Below are 15607 nucleotides of genomic sequence, written 5' to 3'. Positions count from 1 at the left end.
TTCTTCTCAAAAACATTAAGTGAAGTCGAAGCTCTGTATTTCTACCTGCGCGATGCGCCGTTCACTCTAAACTGTTGTGGCGTCATATCAAAATAGGCTTTAAATGCTTTGATGTAGGATGAGTCGTTTTGATAACCCACTAGGTCTGCAATGGCTTGGATTGGCAACGATTCATCTAACAAAGAAAGCGAGTAAATCAGCCGAATTTGTTGCCGCCAAAGCAGAAATGAAGTGTTGAATTCCTTGGCGAACAACCGTGATAAAGTGCGCTCAGACGCCCCAATTTTCTCCCCCCACTCTTTTAGCGAACAGCTCAACGCGGGCTCGTCAGTCAGTTGCTCGAAAATCAGTTTTAGTCGGCGATCTTGTGGCAGTAATAACTGAAATGTCTGCACGTTGCTTTTCAAAATTTGATCATGCAACACCGCCAGCAAATGCAGCACTTCTTCGTGGCTTGTCTCACCTTCACACTGTCTGCGGATCTCTTGTAAAAGCTCATTTAAAAACGGCGTTAAAGCAATGGTTCTCACTTGTGGCTCGTACGTTGCGCCAAACGCAGGGTTGAGGTAAATGCCAACAAATATCGTATTGCTCAGAGCAATCGACTCGTGTTGAACACCCGCAGGAACAAATAACGCAGAAGTGTGCGGAACCAAATGCTGATAATGCTCCGTTTGCGTTTGCAATAACCCTTTGATAGGAAAGATGATTTGATGCCAAGTGTGTTGATGTAGCGCATCAATGTAACCTTTTGGCATGTCGATGGTTTTCACCAAAACAGGAGAATGGGGATTCGCGGCCATCATTTCATTGGAGGTCATGACGCCTGACTTCGAATCAATTTGGCGAGTTAGCATTGTTGATTGTCTTTTCATCCCTATTCCGACACAAGTTCACTAGGCTATCATGCTCCGCATCGCGAATGAAGGTAAACACTTTATCTCTCATTCAAATAATAAGGAGGTTACATGAAGAAAATCGGCGTCGTAAAAGCTGTGCTAGCAGGGAAAACTGTCCCTTATGCTCATGGAGCGCAAAGCGCAATCAACAAACAAGTGTTGCCCGAGCGCCAGCACGCAACAGAGCTTGGTTTTACCAGTGATGAGCAAGGCGATCCGCGCTTTCATGGTGGGATTCAAAAAGCGCTTCATATTTACCCAAGCGAGCACTACCCAATCTGGCAACAAGAATTAGGCGAAAGAACTATTTTCCAATCCGCTGGCGGCTTTGGCGAAAACATCAGCTCCGAGGGCGTCACCGAATCCACGATTTGCTTGAAAGATAAAATCCGTATCGGCTCAACACTACTTGAAGTGTCGCAAGGTCGCATGCCTTGTTGGAAACTTAACGTACGATTTGACCAACACGACATGGCGAGAAGACTGCAAGATACGCTTCGAACAGGCTGGTATTTCCGAGTATTGGAAGAAGGCGATATCGGTGCAGGTGACGAGATTATTCTGTGTGAAAGACCTTATCCAGAATGGCCATTGGCTCGCATCATGGGCGCGGTTTTCACTGGCTGTTTAGATAGAGAAGAACTCACTAAGCTGTCTGAACTGCCGTTAGTCGAGTCTTGGGGCAAGTTGGTCGAGCGCCGCCTAGAAACTGGCGAAGTCGAGGATTGGGAAATGCGCTTGGTTGGCCCAACAAGACAATAAAAAACGCAGAGTAAAAGCTCTGCGCTCACTATAAAAACGTGGCCTTGGTTATTACTGTCCTGCTGCATACTGACCATCGGTGACCTGCTCTTTCCAGATAACGTTTTCACCGTCTTTTGACGCCGTAACCACTAGGTGAGTCATTGGCGCATTTGGTGTTGCACCGTGCCAATGGTCGATACCAGGAGGACACCAAACACTATCACCAGCAGCAAATCGAATTACATGCCCATCACGCGTTCCTGTAAGTGCGGTACCGGAAGTGACGATCATGTGTTGTCCTGCAGGGTGAGTATGCCAAGCGGTTCGAGCTCCTGCATCAAAAGTGACATAGGCGGCGCTGTAGTTTGCAACTTCGTTTTCAGGAAACAACATCTCGACGTTAACTTTCCCGGTAAATAGGTTTTCAGGTCCTTGAAACGATTTCTGATCAGCAGAGCGATAAACTTGCTGCGAAGATGAGTTACCATCGGCTGCTTGAGCGATTGGAAGCATAAATCCCGTCGACAACAGCACAGACCAAATAAACAATGATGATTTATTTTTCATAAAACGAATTCCTTTCTAATTGATATGATTGGCCAAATAATATTTATTTTTCCAAAACTGTTTTTAGGACCGATTGAGCATTGTTAGACACACTTTCACCACAGCACTCATTTAATACAACAATAAATTCCTCTAACTCTTTAAGAGAAACATTGTTATTCATACTGATATTATAGTGAGCTGCTAATTGGCTATTAACACCGTTCATATTTGCTAATGCTGCAATCGTAGCAATTTCACGCTCTTTCCAAGTGAGCACATCGCGTTCAAAAATATCACCAAACAAATGTGCTTTTAGGTATTCATCAATTTGCGGAGAAAAATCGAATAGCGCGCCTTTTACTTCTGCACCAACAAGTTGTGTTTGGTTTTCAGCGCCAAATTCTAAGCTGGTTTTATCGTTAGGTAACGCGCTTGATTCTCGCCCTAAGATATCGGTAATACCTCGGCTTTTACGTTCCTCCAACACCGTCATAAATGTTGCTAGTCCATTCAAACTGCGCGGAAATCCAGCATACGCGTACAACTGAGCCAGCACTTCTTTTGTCTCGTTGACCGTTAGGCCTGCGTCTAACCCATCATTAAGGCTTTGTGTTAGTTTTTCTATTTCACCACTCGCAGTAAAAGCAGAAATAGGAATAATAGCTCGCTCTTTATCACTGAATATTTCTGATGCTGAAGCGATATTCGTTGTGCATAGTGTTGCCATAGTGAGCACCAATATTAATATTGATTTAACAGATTTGTTTAATGCTTTCATATCAAAATTCCATTATGTAACGGTGTTCTAATCCATAGAAGTTCTAGAAATATATTTATTAGCGTTCTGATTTCTACATTAATAATTCACATTGTTAACTAGGTCATTAATTTACTTTTTCGATCGTGACACGGTTTGTTTCTTTCGAAATAAAGCAATGAATCCCATCATCGATTTGACCTAATTTAATTAACCCAGACGCGTAACCAAAGTCCTTATAAAAGATAACCAAATTTCCCCAAGGGGCGTAATAAGAGATGTCACCCGTTTTTGATTGAGTTCCAGAAGGTGCGCCTTCGCGAGTTAACTTATTCGGTAAGTAAGCAATTTTCTCTGTATTTGCGTAGTCTTGTAGATCTAATGTTAGAGGCAATTGACGAACAAAATCGTCTGTACTCGCACTGCTCTTCAATGTACCTAAAACACTGCAATCATCGAAAATAAAACGAATTTTCACTATATTTTCCTCCAATCCAGCGCTATTAACTTCTGCGTTTACAATGCAGGGGAACATCCAGGCACTACTCACCAAAACGCATCTCACCCACTGATTGAAACGGTATGCTTGTCTCATCGAGATTCCCTTTTCTCACTGAAAACTTGCTCGGGCTACTTTAGTTGCATGTACTCTTGATCAGAGACTGGTTCGCACCATTCATTACTTGCGCCTTCAGCCGGTATTTCTATTGCAACATGTGAGAACCAACTGTCTTTAGCTGCGCCATGCCAATGCTTAGTACCTGAAGCGATATGCACGACATCGCCAACATTCAACTCTTGTGCTGGTTGGCCAAATTCTTGATACCAACCTCGCCCTCCTGTCGCTAACAGAATCTGCCCACCTTCATGATGAATATGCCAAAAATTGCGACACCCTGGTTCAAACGTTACGTTCGCCACGATAAGACCAGGCTGATTGAGCAACGCCAGATAACTCGTACCGGTAAAGTAATCCGCATACGCTTCATTCTTTTCACCAAACTCGAAAATGCCTCGACCTTGAAATACACCGGCTTGCAGTACGTCAGGGATTTGAGTATTGCTTTTGTTATTCATCATGACTCCAAATAGTGTTCTTGAGTGCTTACAACTCACCAAACCATGGGTTCACTGTATTGCGCTTTGATAGATGACCGTTAGCCTATTCATTGCTAATACTTGCCCAATATTCCAAACCAATACAAAAGACAACCATACTTGAGACCGGTTAGAAAAAGCGGAATAAAAACTCATCTATACATAAGTAGTTGACTATTAAATAGTAAAATTCATGACAGACAATTAACCCGCTCAAAAACCAACCAGAAAGATCACTCTCTGATCGCTTAACCTCGAAATAGACACTTGCCCAATATTCTTTACTTAAAGAAATGAACTGTTATAACTATGCTTAATTGACTCCGAAGAGGCGTTAACAACAAAGGCAGAAATCGCATGCCGTTAACCCCGAACCTGAGGCCAACCAGAGGAGAGCACTGACTTATGCAAGAGGTACCGTCAAACACTTCGTCAACCCTGGCCAGTGCAATAGAAAAGCTTGCCAAGCACATTGAGAAATGGGCAAATGGCGCGAACCAATATGACACAGAAATTCCAGGATTAAGGTTCAGTCGCTGGGCAACCCCAACACCACCGACAAGCTACACCCACAACCCAAGTATTTGCTTAATTGCTCAAGGGAGAAAGCGCGTGTTGTTGGGTGAAGATAGCTTTGTTTACGATGCTAACCACTTTTTGATCTCCTCTGTCGACTTGCCGATTATCGCCAACATCATTGAAGCCAGTGAAGATAAACCTTATTTAGGGGTGATTATGGAGCTGGATCTGACTGAAATATCTCAACTTATTGTCGATAGTGAGCTGACGTTTAATCAAAGCAAAGAAGCACAAAAAGGCATAGCGGTTGGAGAGTTGTCGGAGCCATTACTTGACGCCTTTCTGCGTTTAATAGAGCTGCTGGATGAAGGACAAAGCATCAAAATTTTAGCGCCGATCATTAAGCGAGAGATTTTTTATCGACTGTTAATCACCGAACAGGGCGCTCGTCTTAATCAAATCGTGACTGCAGGAAGTCACAGCCATCAAATCGCGAAGGCCATTGATTGGTTGAAGAATAATTTCGTAAAACCGTTAAGTGTCAGTGAGTTAGCCGCCTACAGTGGCATGAGTAAATCGGCGTTTTATACCCACTTTCGCTCTATGACATCTATGACGCCACTGCAATTTCAAAAGAAATTAAGACTCAGCGAAGCTCGGCGTTTAATGCTGACAGAAAACCTCGATGCCATGGCGACTACGTTTAAAGTGGGTTACGAAAGCCCTTCTCAATTTAGCCGTGAATACAGCCGTTTATTTGGTGCGCCACCATCCAAAGACATCAAGTCTTTGCGCGAGAGTATGGGTTAAGCTCGGAATATCCTAGGAAGAAGCTAGAAAGTGAAACCGTCAGCCTCGTACTGCCTCGAGGCTAACGGTTTTATTATTTGGGAGAGAATGAACGTAAACTGCATTTGCAAGCAAAACTGCGCAATATTGTTTATAACACCGCTTGTCGACTAGGCAAAAATACCTCACCCAACATACAGCGAACCGAGCCACCACCAATAGATTCTATGGTAGAAACATCGAATGGCAGCAATTTACCGTGCGTCGCAAGTTGATTTCTTTGTGCAGGAGAGAAAGCATCGTATGCCGATTGCGACATCGCAATGACTTTATCTCCATTGATGGTTTCCAACTGAAGAATGTTGCCACAGAAGTGGTTCATTTGCTCAATCGAAATAGAGATCACTTGCTTATCTTTGGCGAGTGATTTCAGAACAAAACGACGCTCAAATTCTGGGATCACTTCGTCACAAATCACGCAGAACTGCTCACCCACGGCCATCATCACGTTGGTATGGTAAATAGGCGCACCAGATGGCAAACGAGTTTGGAAAGAGATCACTCGTTCATAGCCAATACGATCGGCGTAATCTTCTAAAACCAGACGATCACAACGTTGTGAAAGTGCGGCGTAGACCGTTTTATTTAAGTGGTCAAAGACCATCACACCCGTGCTTTCTAAATACGCTTGCTCATCAAGATATTCAGTTAGGCTGCTACGTCGATGAACTTCTCGCCCAGCTTGCGCTAGTGCCGCCACAAGCGCATCAGGACGCACTTCTTTTTGACGGTTTTCACAGGCCATTGGAAAGGTGTACAACGTGCCATCTGGCGTAGTGCTAAACCAGTTGTTTGGAAATACCGCGTCTGGCGTCGAAACATCTGAAGCTGGATAATCAAACTCAACAACTTGAACGCCCTCTTGACGCAGCGTTGCTACCATACTCGCGAACTCGGCCATCACTCTACGCGAGACTTCTTCTTGGCTGAGTGACACTTTATGTTGGAACTCATTATCTTGTGCGGTTTCTTCATTAAAACGAAACTCTTTCGGTGGCACCATCACTACGCAGTTTGCGGTTTGGCGCTGAGCACTTTGCGTGCTTTCTTCTTTCCCATTAGCAAATTGGGTTACTGATTCGTGTAATAGCATCCAATACATTCCTTATCACTAGAATGAGGAGATTGTAAATTTATTGTTAACTTCAGTTTTGCTGTTTTCACAATTAATTTAATTATCTAGAAGTAATTTTCACTGCACTTAGCTTATTTCTCCCGAAATTTTATTGTCACTATGCAGGTTTAAGGTTTTATGGCATCGCGATGAACATGCGAAGAATTCATCATAAGAATCAGAACCATAGACAACCACACCCATAACCAACTAGTTACATTTAAAACACAATCGGTTAGACTATTTTTTCGCCCCTCTCGTCAATCCGTCTGCTTTCTCGAGGAGCAGCCAAAAACTCTTATACACGCGGCTTCGTCCAAAGCTACGTGAATCGATGGATTTAGCCACCCCAAATGGCACTGTTTTAACTTTAGGATGAGTTATGTTTAAACGATTTGAAGGCTTTACAGAGCCGTTCCCCAAATCCACACCGGATCAGCCTCCTTCAGGGATGCTCGCTTTTTTACGTTATTACACCCGCGGCTACGAAAAGCCTTTGATCATCATGTCTTTGATGGCCACGATTGTTGCTGTCGTTGAAGTTATGTTGTTTGGCGCGATGGGACAATTGGTTGATTGGTTGTCTACCAGCAATCCAGAAACGTTCTTGCAAGACAATAAAGCAGATTTAATTTTCTACGGAACCTTATTGTTGGTTGTCATGCCCATTTTGGTGATCGTGTATTCGTTGCTCGTTCACCAAACATTATTGGGCAACTATCCAATGTCTATCCGCTGGCTTGCACACCGGTATTTGCTCAATCAAAGCTTAAACTTCTATCAAGATGATTTTGCAGGCCGAGTTGCAACTAAAGTCATGCAAACGTCACTAGCTGTGCGCGAAACCGTCATGAAAGCTATGGATGTGTTTGTTTATGTTACGGTTTACTTCACAAGCATGATCATTATGTTAGCAACGGCAGACTGGCGTTTGATGATCCCAATGATCGTCTGGCTGCTCGCTTACATCGCTATCCAAATCTATTTCGTTCCTAAGCTTAAAGACGTCGCTTCAGCGCAGGCCGATGCACGTTCGACAATGACAGGACGCATCGTCGACAGCTATACCAATATTCAGACGGTCAAACTGTTTTCTCATAGCCAGCGCGAAACCCAATATGCTGAGCAAGGCATGAAGGGATTTTTGAATACGGTCTATCGTCAAATGCGCCTAGTGACCGGCTTCGACGTTGCTGTAGAGATCTCAAACTATATTTTGGTGTTTTCCGTTGCTGCTTTATCGATTTACCTGTGGTTGGATAGTGCCATCAGCGTTGGCGCGATTGCGATTGCTGTTAGCCTTGCATTACGCGTAAATGGTATGTCGATGTGGATCATGTGGGAAGTTGGCGCCCTCTTTGAAAATATGGGAACCGTAGTCGATGGAATGAAAACGCTCTCTAAGCCTATTGATATTAAAGATAAACCAGGCGCAAAAGACTTAGTAGTCACTGAAGGTGGCATTCACTTTGATAACGTCAGCTTCCATTACGGTGAGAACAAAGGCGTAATTAGCCATCTCGATCTCAACATCAAACCAGGAGAGAAAGTCGGCTTGGTTGGGCGCTCCGGCGCCGGAAAATCGACTTTGGTGAACTTGTTACTTCGTTTCCACGATGTCGAAGACGGCAGCATTAAGATCGATGGACAGAACATCTCAGAAGTCACACAAGACTCTTTGCGTTCAAAGATCGGTATGGTGACCCAAGATACTTCTCTGCTACACCGTTCGATTCGAGACAATATTTTGTATGGCAACCCAGATGCGACAGAAGAAGATTTGCTGAAAGCCACTAAGCAAGCGCATGCCCATGAGTTTATTGAAACTCTGACCGACCCATTTGGTAATGTCGGATACGATGCGCAAGTTGGTGAACGTGGTGTGAAACTGTCTGGCGGCCAACGTCAGCGTATCGCAATATCTCGTGTGCTACTCAAAGATGCACCATTGTTGGTACTGGATGAAGCAACATCGGCTCTGGATTCAGAAGTCGAAGCAGCCATCCAGGAAAGCTTGAATGAGTTAATGCAAGGAAAAACCGTTATTGCGATTGCGCACCGATTGTCGACCATCGCACAAATGGATCGCCTCATCGTGCTAGATAAAGGCAGTATTGTTGAGCAAGGTTCTCACCAAGAGCTCATCGCGAACAACGGTATTTATGCCCAGCTTTGGGCGCACCAAACTGGCGGATTTATCGCTGAAGAGTTAGAAAATCAACACGTTTCTTAATTAGCGAGAAACCCAATAGAAACGGCGCATGAAGCGCCGTTTTTCATTTTTATTAATAAACCTATACTCATGTAGCCATTATAGTTTCTCATATATGAAACACCCTCCATGATAAAGCTCACATTTTTTCTGCTAATATACCGCCTCGTTGCGTATCCATTGCAATGAACACAATACAGAGTTTTGAGCCGTCTTCATTTGTCATTTCACTTTTTGAGAAACAGCTATACTCAATAGATGGCTTAGTTATTAGATTAACAATAAGGTAATTAGCTTATGTGTAAATGTGGTTCAATGCAGATCGTACAACTCAAACCAAGTTGGGCTGACAAGCTATTCGGCTACTCAGAAAGATGGAAATGCCAACTTTGTTGTAAGATCTACCGCATCTAAAATTAAAAATAGAATCTTAGTTTTTCTAAGAAAAAGCAGTGGCCCGACAGTAATTGTCGGGTTTTGTTTTTCTGCACATCCATTTTTATCCCTTCGCAGCACGGTCACTCACCACGGCAAAACCTAGCATCTCAATGTGACTTAGGTATAGAATCAGGCCCACTTATTTATTCCGATATTCACATATAACTGGTCACTATGAACAAAAGTTTGCTAACGAATGTCCTCGCTATCGCTTTGATGGCTGGAGGTCATCAATTACAAAACGACTACCTTTGGTATGCGGGGCTGTTTGCGTTCTCAGGCGCCATCACTAACTGGCTTGCCATCCACATGCTGTTTGAAAAAGTGCCTGGATTATACGGTTCTGGCGTGATCCCCGCGCGATTTGAAGAGTTTAAACTGGCTATCAAAAACTTGATGATGGAGCAGTTCTTTACCGAAGCGAACATCGATCGATTCTTGAACAAAGAAATGGCGGGCGGTGTAAACATCGATCTTCAACCTGTGATTGAGAAAGTGGATTTAAACCCAGCCTTTGACTCTTTGGTAGAAGTGATCGAAGGCTCTCAATTTGGCGGCATGCTAGCGATGTTTGGCGGAGCGGAGGCATTACAACCTATGCGGCAGCCTTTCGTCGAAAAGATGCAAGAATCCATTATTGAGTTGAGCAAGAGCGATAACATCAAAGAAGCACTGAAAGAGCAGTTCGAATCTCCTGCTATGATGGATGAGATAAAGCAAAACATTGAAGGCATCATTGATCAGCGCTTGAGCGAATTAACACCCGCACTGGTCAAAGAAATGGTGCAAAAAATGATTAAAGAACACCTTGGCTGGCTAGTCGTTTGGGGCGGTGTTTTTGGCGGTTTAATTGGTGTTATTAGCACCGTTATCGGCGCATAGTCGCTCACCGATTTATCAAAAAGGAGCTTCGGCTCCTTTTTTGATCTTGAAAAAGTAATACGCCAAGTCACGTTAAATAACGGGGCTCAACGCATGCCTCGCCTAACCAAGGAGCTCAGGATTAACACCAAATCCCGTTTTATGTTCTTCAATTACCACTTCACTACGAGTCTGGATCACGCCCGGAAGCGTGCCTAACTTACTCGACATAAACTCCTGATACGCTTTCATGCTCTTAACACGAACCTTTATCATGGTATCGAAGTCCCCAGAGAGCGAATAACACTCTTCAATTTCCGGCATCAATTCGACGGCTTTCGCAAACTTTTCAAAAATGGAAAAACTGGTTTGGTCTAAGCGAATATGGATGAATACTTGCACATCCAACCCTAATTTTTCCGCATTCAGCTCCGCATGGTAGCCATTGATATACCCCTCTTTTTCTAGCCGCTTCACGCGGTCAGAACACGGCGAGGTCGTTAAGTTGATCTGCTTTGCGAGTTCAACAACTGGAATTCTGCCTCTTGAATGAAGCACTCTCAAAATGTGTAAATCAATCCGGTCCAATTGGTAACTCATTAACCACATCCTTGTAACCACTCAGGAAGCATCACATTAATCGTTGCTTAAACAATTGCAAACCATCAAATGCACAGCATGTGAAATTCAGCAGAGAATAATTAGAAAATAACTAAGGAAGGAAAGGGCTGTGATTACTGCCGCTCTCTCCATAACCGAGTATGAAGAACAAAAGTAATCTAGCGGCTCCCGTAGAGTCGCAAATTTGAAAGCGTGTGATACGCCTTTATAGATCTGGCGTGCGGGGCAAGCCGCCCTGTTTAGCTATTAATCATAGCTATCGCTCTGAATTAGAGAGCTGCCGACGTATGCCTGGTAGGATGAGGAATCACTTCTCCAATTGCACGATGATTACAGCATCGGCAGTAGTATTGTGGTTCCATCTCGTAGTAGTGTTCACCTGATACAAATTTCGCCATCAGCTGTGTAAAACTCACCACTTTACCTGTCAACGAATCAACGGGCTGTGGCTCGCAACGCTTCATGATCACTTTATGTTGCGTTGATTTTCTACAAGCTGCGCAATATATATCCGGCATTTCTCTTCTCCCTGTTTTTCAGTACTACTGACAATTGACATATTTTGTTCAAAATAATTCCACAATAAAAAAGCCCCTTTAATTTTTTGTGTCCTATCTTCAAAAAATTGGACGAAAGTATCAAAAAATTGAGACATTGGTCAGACCTCAACTTTTGTACCATTATTATGAACGAACGCACTTATGTGTGTAATAATACGACACATCACACATAAGCAATTGTTGCTACTCGCTATTTCAATCTGCAATGAACAGTTCTATAGCGTTTTAAATAGGGCTTTCACTCACATTTTCTATTCAGGCATTACTTGGTTGTTTAAACATGCCTGATTTACAGTGTGAATCTGCAATTTCCACGATACTGACTCATCTCAAGGACGCACGATGACGCTTCAACCAACGCTCACTACAGAAAGGCTTATTCTTCGCCCATTTCATCCGACAGACAGCGCAACAGTCGCACGACTCGCAGGAGACAAGAGCATTGCTGATATGACCGCAAATATTCCTCATCCCTATGAAGATCCGATGGCACAAGTTTGGATTAAGAGCCATGTTGGCGTATATCACCAACGTAGTGGGGTCATATATGCCATTACTCAACGTCAACAAGACGAAGCGTTAATTGGTGCTGTTAGTCTGCTAAACATCTCGGAGGGAGTCGGCACATTAGGGTATTGGCTTGGCGTCGATTATTGGGGGAATGGGTTTGCTCAAGAAGCGTCAATGGCTTTAATTCAGTTTGCCAGACCACATTTTGAGTTATCGGGCCTAAAAGCGATGCACTTGGTCGAAAACAGACAATCCCAATCAGTCATTCAAAAGTTGGGCATGACGTATATCGACAATCACATCATCAAAATGCAGGGAAAAGAACGAGAAGTCTGCGTATACCAGCAAATATTTTCGCCTCAAGTAACCGTAGCAACCTCTCAAAATTAAGGCACTAAAAAACCAGCCTCTCAGCTGGTTTTATCTTTCACCTTGAAAGGCAAAAATACTAGTCTTGTGCGACTTTCACACGAATCTTGCTCTTATGTACTGAAGACAGGTTTAGTGCCTCCAACGCCGCAACGGCTTCGGCTTCATCCGGCATGATCACAAAACCAAACCCTTTTGATAAACCCGTCTCTTGATCAAGCACGACGGTGCAAAGCTCAACTTTGCCGTAGTTTGAGAACAGAGTACGGATGTCTTGCTCTGTCGTCTCACGAGCTAAGTTTCTTACTAGAAGTTTCATATTAAACCATTTTATGTTTATAACGCCTCAATTCTCTCAGCTTCTCCCTTACAAACCAAGTGAATAATGTTGTTGCGAAGGCTAGATGTCTCTAAGTGTTTCTGTTTAAATGATTTTTAGTGACAACGTTCTGAATCCTGCATTACGAAACGATTGGAGTATAAAAACCTAGGAGATTCGACATGGAAACCAAACGTTTAAAGCTCATCCCAGCTTGCTTGGAACGTGCAGAAGAAGCACATCAGGCCGTTGTTCGTAGCCAAAAAACGCTTGAAGTTTACCTGCCATGGGTACCTCACGTGCTCACTTTAGAAGCGATGATTGCAGGAACAGAGAAAGCCATCGCAAACTTTGAAAACTTCGAAGAAGAGTTGCGCTACTACCTAATCGACAAGGAAAGCGATCGTTTACTCGGCGCCATTGGGTTAATGATCCATGATCAAGAGATACCGGCATTTGAGATTGGCTATTGGCTTGATGATCGCGCGGTAGGCTACGGTTATATCTCTGAGGCGGTAGCGGCGATTGAAAACTATGCATTCGAAGCGTTGGACGCGAAAAGAATCGCGATTCTAGCCGATGCGAATAACCGCAAAAGTCGTGCGGTTGCTGAGCGCTGTGGGTATGAGTTTGAAGGTGAGCTACGCAATGCTCGGCGTGCGCCTTCTGGCGAGCTGAGTAACACCGTCATTTACGCCAAAGTTCGTCGTGACTAACACACTCACAAAGAATAAAGCGACGTGAAAATCTGGCCTCAAGCAATCACCATTAACGTTTATTAAATTCAGATAACACAAAGCCCGCTGTATAAGCGGGCTTTGTGTTCGTACAAGGAAGAATTAGTCTAGTTCAACTAGTTTCTTCTCGTACGATTGATGTTGGTCTAATACGTCTTGCGCTGCACCACCTGTCGCTTTGCTGATAACAACGATAGCAAGCGTAGAGAAGATGATGCCCGGTACGATTTCGTACACATCAAACCAACCGCCAGTTAGCTGCTTCCAAACTACGATAGTGATACCACCAACAAGGATACCTGCTAGTGCGCCGTTACGGTTCATACCGCTCCAGTAAAGGCTAAGTACAACCGCAGGACCAAATGCAGCACCGAAGCCAGCCCAAGCGTAAGAAACAAGACCAAGTACTGAACTATCTGGTGTCATTGCTAGGAATAGCGCAACAAGCGAAATCACGATAACGCCGATACGGCCAATCATTACGATTTCTTCAGAAGAGGCTTCTGGCTTGAATACTTGCTTGTAGAAATCTTCTGCAAGCGCTGAAGATGAAACAAGAAGCTGTGAGTCTGCTGTACTCATTACCGCCGCTAGGATTGCTGCTAACAACATACCCGCAACGACAGGGTGGAATACTGCGTTAACCAATAACATGAAGATCTTCTCGCCATCTTCTAGTTGAGTGCCCGGATGACCCGTAACCCAAACCAGACCGACAAGACCAACAAGCATTGCACCAACCATAGATAGTGCAGTCCAAATCACAGCGATACGACGTGCAGTCGTTAGATCTTTGTTTGAACGAGACGCTTTAAAACGCGCTAGGATGTGTGGCTGACCAAAGTAACCAAGACCCCATGCCGCTAAAGAGATGATAGCAATCGCAGACAGTGGTTCGCCTTTGGCGTCATTCCATAGCGTTGCAAGTTCTGGGTTGATGTCATGCAGATCAGAAGTTAGCTGACCTAGACCACCGTCCATTACTGCAACAGGAACAATCATCAGCGCAGCCGCCATTAGCAAGCCTTGCACTAAGTCAGTCCAAGATACCGCAAGGAAACCACCGAATAGTGTGTAAGAAACCACACACACCGTACCGATGATAACAGCGTAGGTGTAATCTAGACCGAATACCGTCTCAAACAGTTTGCCCCCTGCGACCAAACCTGAGCTGGTGTAGAAAAGGAAAAATAGAAGAATGAAAAACGCAGAGATTGTCTGGATCAGTTTCGACTTATCGTTGAAGCGACGTGACAGGAACTCTGGCAACGTTAACGCGTCAGTTTGGATACTGTAGGTACGTAGGCGTTTTGCACTGATGAGCCAGTTTGCCCATGTACCAAGAAGTAGACCGCCGGCTAACCAGAAAGCCTCGATACCCGCAGCGTACGCATAGCCAGGCAAGCCTAGCAGCAACCAGCCACTCATATCTGAAGCACCTGCAGATAATGCAGCAGGCCACGGACCTAGGCTACGGCCACCTAGGAAGTAATCAGATGAATTGGAAGTCCTCTTATACGCGTAAACGCCAATAGCAACCATAATCAGTAAATACGCCACAAAAGTGGACGTGATAGCAAAGCTATTTTCTATCATTAGATAGTCCTCGTTATAATTATTTCCTTCCTTGCCTGCCCTGATATTTTACCGTCTCAGCAATACATCAGAGTATAAAAAACCAATCTGGACCGGCTCTCAGTCCAGTTACTCCAGATTGGCATTACAAGTCAGGTTAGTGAGTTTCGTTCCCCAACTCGAGTAGAGTCGCGTTACCACCCACCGCGGTAATATTTATCGTTCGAGTGCGCTCAGTAATGAAGCGCAACGAGAGATGAGGATCATGAGCCAATTTCGGTGACTCTAAATCCGTTTCAGAAACTAAGCCGACGATTGCACCGTCACGCTTAGCTAGTTGAAGATTGAGCGCATGCTCAACCTGTGAACGCCCAACATAACCCACACTACGTACATCGCTCTCAAGCAACGGGGCAGACGCATCGTACGCAACAACCTGGACTAAGTTAGATGGGAAGTTTGCCAACGCTACAGCTTGCTTAACCAGTTGGTTTAGCTCTGCATTGTCACTGCAAACGACCACACTGTTGCCTGCAATTAAGGCACAGGTGATCATCGCAAAAGCACTGTATAACGCATTATCAGCAGGCTCGATGTTGTTTTCACAAATCACCAAAGCCACACCGCGTCCTGCGGCATACAGTTCGTTAGTTTCCCCGGTAGGGCCAACTAACTGGTGAGTTTCTGCAAGAAGAGTTGATGCTTGTTGCAAGTGGTAAGAAACCACTTTGGCAACGGTAGACTGCTGCCCTTCTAATGCAGATTTAAATGCCAGAACATGCTCGCATTTGTAATCAAAATCAGTCAGATTCCACTGCTCCCACGCAGAGAATGCATCTTTAAAATAGGTGATCTGATGAACCATAATGCGACTCC

Annotated in this window: 17 protein-coding genes; 6 read left to right on the top strand and 11 right to left on the bottom strand. The window is 44.2% G+C overall.

Annotation, left to right across the window (positions count from 1 at the left end):
* Nucleotides 1-41: 41 nt before the first annotated feature.
* A complete protein-coding gene (locus tag NL644_RS00795; protein WP_181869487.1) occupies nucleotides 42-857 on the bottom strand; it encodes a helix-turn-helix transcriptional regulator in 816 nt (271 codons plus the stop codon).
* A 111-nt stretch (nucleotides 858-968) separates the two neighbouring features.
* Here NL644_RS00795 and NL644_RS00790 point away from each other — a divergent pair, with 111 nt between their 5' ends.
* Nucleotides 969-1661 (top strand): MOSC domain-containing protein, encoded by a 693-nt coding sequence (locus tag NL644_RS00790; protein ID WP_114322693.1) that lies wholly within the window; start codon nucleotides 969-971, stop codon nucleotides 1659-1661.
* Between the two features lie 51 nt (nucleotides 1662-1712).
* Here the strand turns inward: NL644_RS00790 and NL644_RS00785 are convergent, their stop codons facing one another.
* From NL644_RS00785 to NL644_RS00770, 4 genes are all read right to left on the bottom strand, one after another.
* Nucleotides 1713-2210 carry a cupin domain-containing protein gene (locus tag NL644_RS00785; protein ID WP_005398244.1) on the bottom strand — a complete coding sequence of 166 codons (498 nt, stop codon included), beginning with the start codon at nucleotides 2208-2210 and terminating at the stop codon, nucleotides 1713-1715.
* Nucleotides 2211-2253: 43 nt separating this feature from the next.
* Nucleotides 2254-2919, bottom strand: a complete 666-nt coding sequence (locus tag NL644_RS00780) for a carboxymuconolactone decarboxylase family protein (protein WP_243327427.1) — start codon at nucleotides 2917-2919, stop codon at nucleotides 2254-2256.
* A 157-nt stretch (nucleotides 2920-3076) separates the two neighbouring features.
* Nucleotides 3077-3427: a cyclophilin-like fold protein gene (locus NL644_RS00775; protein WP_114322691.1), complete on the bottom strand. Its 351-nt coding sequence runs from the start codon at nucleotides 3425-3427 to the stop codon at nucleotides 3077-3079.
* Nucleotides 3428-3579: 152 nt separating this feature from the next.
* Entirely contained in the window at nucleotides 3580-4029 is a 450-nt protein-coding gene (locus tag NL644_RS00770; protein WP_114322690.1) for a cupin domain-containing protein, read from the bottom strand.
* Between the two features lie 423 nt (nucleotides 4030-4452).
* Between NL644_RS00770 and NL644_RS00765 the strand changes: the two genes are divergently transcribed.
* A complete protein-coding gene (locus NL644_RS00765; RefSeq protein WP_005392187.1) occupies nucleotides 4453-5376 on the top strand; it encodes an AraC family transcriptional regulator in 924 nt (307 codons plus the stop codon).
* 130 nt (nucleotides 5377-5506) lie between these two features.
* Here NL644_RS00765 and NL644_RS00760 read toward each other — a convergent pair whose 3' ends face one another.
* Nucleotides 5507-6508: an arginine deiminase-related protein gene (locus NL644_RS00760; protein ID WP_054866774.1), complete on the bottom strand. Its 1002-nt coding sequence runs from the start codon at nucleotides 6506-6508 to the stop codon at nucleotides 5507-5509.
* A gap of 403 nt (nucleotides 6509-6911) precedes the next feature.
* Between NL644_RS00760 and NL644_RS00755 the strand changes: the two genes are divergently transcribed.
* Nucleotides 6912-8762: an ABC transporter ATP-binding protein gene (locus NL644_RS00755; protein WP_005392176.1), complete on the top strand. Its 1851-nt coding sequence runs from the start codon at nucleotides 6912-6914 to the stop codon at nucleotides 8760-8762.
* 591 nt (nucleotides 8763-9353) lie between these two features.
* Nucleotides 9354-10061: a DUF445 domain-containing protein gene (locus tag NL644_RS00750; RefSeq protein ID WP_114322689.1), complete on the top strand. Its 708-nt coding sequence runs from the start codon at nucleotides 9354-9356 to the stop codon at nucleotides 10059-10061.
* A 102-nt stretch (nucleotides 10062-10163) separates the two neighbouring features.
* Here the strand turns inward: NL644_RS00750 and NL644_RS00745 are convergent, their stop codons facing one another.
* Entirely contained in the window at nucleotides 10164-10640 is a 477-nt protein-coding gene (locus NL644_RS00745; RefSeq protein ID WP_006740877.1) for an Lrp/AsnC family transcriptional regulator, read from the bottom strand.
* A gap of 290 nt (nucleotides 10641-10930) precedes the next feature.
* On the bottom strand, nucleotides 10931-11179 hold the full coding sequence (locus NL644_RS00740; RefSeq protein ID WP_012842405.1) for a hypothetical protein: 249 nt from the start codon (nucleotides 11177-11179) through the stop codon (nucleotides 10931-10933).
* A 384-nt stretch (nucleotides 11180-11563) separates the two neighbouring features.
* Here NL644_RS00740 and NL644_RS00735 point away from each other — a divergent pair, with 384 nt between their 5' ends.
* Nucleotides 11564-12121, top strand: a complete 558-nt coding sequence (locus NL644_RS00735) for a GNAT family N-acetyltransferase (RefSeq protein WP_253657866.1) — start codon at nucleotides 11564-11566, stop codon at nucleotides 12119-12121.
* A 58-nt stretch (nucleotides 12122-12179) separates the two neighbouring features.
* On the opposite strand, the gene NL644_RS00730 is transcribed toward NL644_RS00735, so the two are convergent.
* Nucleotides 12180-12419 carry an RNA-binding protein gene (locus NL644_RS00730; RefSeq protein WP_005392166.1) on the bottom strand — a complete coding sequence of 80 codons (240 nt, stop codon included), beginning with the start codon at nucleotides 12417-12419 and terminating at the stop codon, nucleotides 12180-12182.
* Between the two features lie 182 nt (nucleotides 12420-12601).
* Between NL644_RS00730 and NL644_RS00725 the strand changes: the two genes are divergently transcribed.
* A complete protein-coding gene (locus tag NL644_RS00725) occupies nucleotides 12602-13135 on the top strand; it encodes a GNAT family N-acetyltransferase (RefSeq protein ID WP_006740879.1) in 534 nt (177 codons plus the stop codon).
* 123 nt (nucleotides 13136-13258) lie between these two features.
* Here the strand turns inward: NL644_RS00725 and putP are convergent, their stop codons facing one another.
* Nucleotides 13259-14752: a sodium/proline symporter PutP gene (gene putP, locus NL644_RS00720; protein WP_005392162.1), complete on the bottom strand. Its 1494-nt coding sequence runs from the start codon at nucleotides 14750-14752 to the stop codon at nucleotides 13259-13261.
* A 136-nt stretch (nucleotides 14753-14888) separates the two neighbouring features.
* Nucleotides 14889-15596: a 1-pyrroline-5-carboxylate dehydrogenase gene (locus NL644_RS00715; RefSeq protein ID WP_006740880.1), complete on the bottom strand. Its 708-nt coding sequence runs from the start codon at nucleotides 15594-15596 to the stop codon at nucleotides 14889-14891.
* Nucleotides 15597-15607 lie beyond the last annotated feature (11 nt).

This window comes from Vibrio sp. Y10_XG_PY6, assembly GCF_024181795.1.
Taxonomy (GTDB): Bacteria; Pseudomonadota; Gammaproteobacteria; order Enterobacterales; family Vibrionaceae; genus Vibrio; species Vibrio diabolicus.
Note: the sequence above shows the minus strand (reverse complement) of the source record. Positions and strands in the feature narration are given on the sequence as shown.

Coding starts and splice junctions, on each gene's coding strand:
- NL644_RS00795 (WP_181869487.1), bottom strand. CDS start 857: ATGCTAACTCGCCAAATTGATTCGAAGTCAGGCGTCATGACCTCCAAT.
- NL644_RS00790 (WP_114322693.1), top strand. CDS start 969: ATGAAGAAAATCGGCGTCGTAAAAGCTGTGCTAGCAGGGAAAACTGTC.
- NL644_RS00785 (WP_005398244.1), bottom strand. CDS start 2,210: ATGAAAAATAAATCATCATTGTTTATTTGGTCTGTGCTGTTGTCGACG.
- NL644_RS00780 (WP_243327427.1), bottom strand. CDS start 2,919: ATGGCAACACTATGCACAACGAATATCGCTTCAGCATCAGAAATATTC.
- NL644_RS00770 (WP_114322690.1), bottom strand. CDS start 4,029: ATGATGAATAACAAAAGCAATACTCAAATCCCTGACGTACTGCAAGCC.
- NL644_RS00765 (WP_005392187.1), top strand. CDS start 4,453: ATGCAAGAGGTACCGTCAAACACTTCGTCAACCCTGGCCAGTGCAATA.
- NL644_RS00760 (WP_054866774.1), bottom strand. CDS start 6,508: ATGCTATTACACGAATCAGTAACCCAATTTGCTAATGGGAAAGAAGAA.
- NL644_RS00755 (WP_005392176.1), top strand. CDS start 6,912: ATGTTTAAACGATTTGAAGGCTTTACAGAGCCGTTCCCCAAATCCACA.
- NL644_RS00750 (WP_114322689.1), top strand. CDS start 9,354: ATGAACAAAAGTTTGCTAACGAATGTCCTCGCTATCGCTTTGATGGCT.
- NL644_RS00745 (WP_006740877.1), bottom strand. CDS start 10,640: ATGAGTTACCAATTGGACCGGATTGATTTACACATTTTGAGAGTGCTT.
- NL644_RS00740 (WP_012842405.1), bottom strand. CDS start 11,179: ATGCCGGATATATATTGCGCAGCTTGTAGAAAATCAACGCAACATAAA.
- NL644_RS00735 (WP_253657866.1), top strand. CDS start 11,564: ATGACGCTTCAACCAACGCTCACTACAGAAAGGCTTATTCTTCGCCCA.
- NL644_RS00730 (WP_005392166.1), bottom strand. CDS start 12,419: ATGAAACTTCTAGTAAGAAACTTAGCTCGTGAGACGACAGAGCAAGAC.
- NL644_RS00725 (WP_006740879.1), top strand. CDS start 12,602: ATGGAAACCAAACGTTTAAAGCTCATCCCAGCTTGCTTGGAACGTGCA.
- putP (WP_005392162.1), bottom strand. CDS start 14,752: ATGATAGAAAATAGCTTTGCTATCACGTCCACTTTTGTGGCGTATTTA.
- NL644_RS00715 (WP_006740880.1), bottom strand. CDS start 15,596: ATGGTTCATCAGATCACCTATTTTAAAGATGCATTCTCTGCGTGGGAG.